Raw genomic sequence first — 3,542 nt, forward strand, 5'->3', positions numbered from 1 at the left:
GTCACGCAGCCGCGACCCGTGCAGAAGGAATTGCCGGTCTGGATCACCACTGCGGGCAATCCGGAGACCTACCGCGAAGCTGGGCGCATGGGCGCGAATGTGCTCACCCACCTGCTCGGCCAGTCGATCGAAGAGCTGGCCGGCAAGATCCGCGTCTATCGTGAGGCGCTTGCCGAGGCAGGCCACGACCCGAGCGCGCACAAGGTCACGCTCATGCTGCATACCCTGCTTGGCGGGGACCGTGAGGAAGTGCGGGAGCGTGCGCGCGGTCCAATGAAGGACTATTTGCGCAGCGCTGCGGCACTGATCAAGCAATATGCCTGGGCCTTCCCAGCCTTCAAGAAACCGCAGGGCGTGGCCCAGCCGATGGACATTGACCTGCAGTCGCTGCAGGCCGAYGAACTCGACGCTATCCTCGAATTCGCCTTCCTGCGCTATTTCGAAGACAGCGGCTTGTTCGGCACGGTCGAGGACGCGCTCAATCGCGTCGACCAGATCGCGGCTATCGGGGTCGATGAGGTTGCCTGCCTGATCGACTATGGTGTGCCGAGCGACATCGTGCTGGAGCGGTTGAAGCCCCTGGCCGAGGTGGTCACACGGGCGCGCGACATCGACGCTGGCCAAGCGATACCGCAGAGCGCGCTTGCCGCCGACATCGCCGCTCATGGCGTGACACATCTGCAGTGCACGCCGTCCATGGCCCGCATGTTTTTGGTCAATGAGGAGGATAGGCTGGCTCTCATGCAGGTCCGCCATCTCCTTATCGGCGGCGAGGCATTGCAGGCCTCACTGCTCGCCGAACTGCGCAAGGCGACCTCCGCGGCAGTTGAAAACATGTATGGCCCGACGGAGACGACCATCTGGTCGTCGACCATGACGGCGGACATCACAGATGGCGTGGTACCGCTCGGCAGGCCGATCGCCAACACACAGCTCTACGTGCTCGATGCGGCGTTGCGGCCGGTCGCACCTGGGATGGCTGGCGAACTCGTCATCGGTGGGGAGGGTGTGGCACGCGGCTATTTCGGCCGTGATGAACTGACCAGCGAGCGCTTCGTGGCGAACCCTTTCGCCGACGGCAGGATGTATCGCACCGGCGACCTCGTGCGTTACACGGCCGACGGCGTACTGAAGTTCCTCGGCCGCACCGACCATCAGGTCAAGGTGCGCGGCTATCGCATCGAGCTTGGCGAGATCGAGTCGCAGATCGCGGAGTTCCCCGGTGTCGCCGAGAGCGTTGTCGTGGCTCGCGAGGATCGCGCCGATGACGTCCGCATCGTCGCCTATCTGCGGCTCAGGGAAGGAAAACTCGACGAAAATGCCCTGCGCGCTCATTTGGCGAAGTCGCTGCCGGAATATATGGTGCCGGCGCATTTCGTGACGCTCAACGCCTTTCCGTTGACGCCAAACGCCAAGGTCGACCGCAAGGCGCTGCCGAAGCCGGAGGCGAAGCGAGAGGCCGAAACCGAGATCTATGTCGCCCCTGTCGACAATGTGCAGCGCCAGATCGCCGAAACCTTCCGTCGGGTTCTAGGCGTGGAACGCGTCGGGCTCAATGACAGCTTCTTTGCACTAGGAGGTCATTCCCTCCTTGCGGTGCAGGCGCATCGGGAATTGAAGGCGTCGATCGCAACCGACATCGCCATCACCGACCTGTTCCGTTTCCCGACTGTCGCGGCACTGTCTGGGCATCTTGCCGATCGCGGCAAATCGGACGAGCGGCTTAGCCAGGTTGCCGATCGCGCTGCTATGCGACGTGCCGCACTCGGCGACCGACGCGCTGCGATGCAGCGCATGCGAGATGGCTGATGAGCCTTTTCGCCGGGCTCTTCACTGCGGATGTAGCGACAGCGCAAGGGGATCCCCGGTCGCTGGCCGCGGTGCTGTATCCCGTCGAGCAGTCCTACGTGTCGCGAGCTAAGGAAACCCGTCGTCGGGAGTTTGCGGCAGGCCGTGCGCTGGCGCGCCAAGCCATGGCGTTGCTAGGGGGGCCGCAGGCCGCAATCCCTGCTGCGTCGGATCGGGCGCCGGTCTGGCCGGACGGGTTCGTCGGAAGCATCAGCCATTGCACCGACTGGTGCGTCGCAGCAGTGGCGCGTCAAAGTGAAGATTGCAGCTCAATCGGCATTGACGTCGAACCGGTCACGCCACTGGACGAGGATCTGCTGGATGTGACCTGCACCGAGGCGGAGCTTATCTGGCTGTATCGTCAGCCGGCCGCGGAGCGCCTGATCCTTGCCAAGGCAATCTTCAGTGCCAAGGAAACTTTCTACAAGAGCCAATACCTCCTGTCGAAGAAACTCATCGACTTTCATGCAGTGACGATCCTGCTGGATGTGGCCAGGGGCCGCTTCACGGCGTGCCTTGAGGTCGATACGGCGCCGTTTTTGGCCGGTCAGATCTTTGAAGGGCGCTTTCGCATTGCATCGGGCTTCATTGCAACTGCGATGACCCTGTCACGGCGCATGACCACCGGCCCTTCGATCGTTCATCATGGGAGAATGCAATGACGCGCGCGGCCGGGCGGCAAGCGATCCAGCGACTTTTGCGGGGCTTGCGCCGCCGCTGGGCGCGCAGCGCCTTATCCTACCGATACGGAGTTGCCGAGAGCGCGGTACTCGGGGCGGTGAGCAAGCGCAAACCGGTGCTCCGGCTGCTGCTTGTCAGCGATGGGGCCGAGTATACGAGCGAGCAGCAGTTTGCGCCGCTGGTACGGCATCAGCGCGCGTTGCGTAGCCAATTGGGGATCGTATTTCGCTTGATCTCACTGCAATCGGCCCTTGCCAGCCCTGGCGCATTCTTTCGCGAATTCGACGCGGTCGGGCTCAAGTTATCGTTCAGATCCAGCCCGGAGGCTGTCGAGAAGGCGCTGACRCATTTCCGTCAGGCGATCGACAGGACAAAGACGAAACTGGTCTATTTCGACGGTGACGACGACCAGAGCATACAATGGCCGAACGTCTGCGAAGCGGTCGACCTGTATGTCAAGAAGCATGGCTTCGCCGATATCTCGGCGTATCGCAAGGCGTACCGTTCGACTGCAAATGAGATCAAGATCAACAACCTTACCGACTATGTTTCGCGGCTCGCAGAGGGCTACGTCCAAGACCAACCGGTTACGCCGGTCCCTCCCAGTGATGAATGCCTGGGCAAGCTGCATATAGGCTGGAACATCGCGCTCGACGACAAGATCGAGCAGCTTGTCGCCCGGCCGGACGAGGGTACGGTCCAAGACCGTTCCATTGACATTCTCTGCCGCGCCCACGTTCCTTCGGAAGTCTGGATTTCGCCGATGCGGAGCTCCGCGATCGAGGCGGTGACCAAACTGTCCAGCCGCTTCAACGTGCTGGCGCCGCGATCGCGTGTGTCGCAGGAGGAGTACAATCGGGAACTCACCCGCAGCCGCATATGCGTCAGCCCGATTGGCTTCGGCGAGCTGTGCTGGCGCGATTTCGAAGCGATCCTTGCGGGCTGCCTGCTTGTGAAGCCCAGCATGGACCACATCAAGACGAAGCCGAACATCTTCGTTCCGCACTCTACCT

3 protein-coding genes are annotated in these 3,542 nt (G+C 62.3%); all 3 read left to right on the forward strand.

All coding sequences use genetic code 11. The annotated features are described in order from the left end of the window. A partial coding sequence (locus AC1DUU_RS26515) for an LLM class flavin-dependent oxidoreductase (RefSeq protein WP_476786340.1) occupies positions 1–1,809 on the forward strand: 1,809 nt, incomplete at its 5' end. Beyond that, on the forward strand, positions 1,809–2,510 hold the full coding sequence (locus AC1DUU_RS26520) for a 4'-phosphopantetheinyl transferase family protein (protein ID WP_476786341.1): 702 nt from the start codon (positions 1,809–1,811) through the stop codon (positions 2,508–2,510). The genes AC1DUU_RS26515 and AC1DUU_RS26520, both read left to right, overlap by 1 nt. Continuing rightward, a partial coding sequence (locus tag AC1DUU_RS26525; protein ID WP_476786342.1) for a hypothetical protein occupies positions 2,507–3,542 on the forward strand: 1,036 nt, incomplete at its 3' end. The genes AC1DUU_RS26520 and AC1DUU_RS26525, both read left to right, overlap by 4 nt.

The sequence above is a fragment of the Aminobacter sp. P4_H6_2 genome (genome assembly GCF_056400805.1).

Coding starts and splice junctions, on each gene's coding strand:
- AC1DUU_RS26520 (WP_476786341.1), top strand. CDS start 1,809: ATGAGCCTTTTCGCCGGGCTCTTCACTGCGGATGTAGCGACAGCGCAA.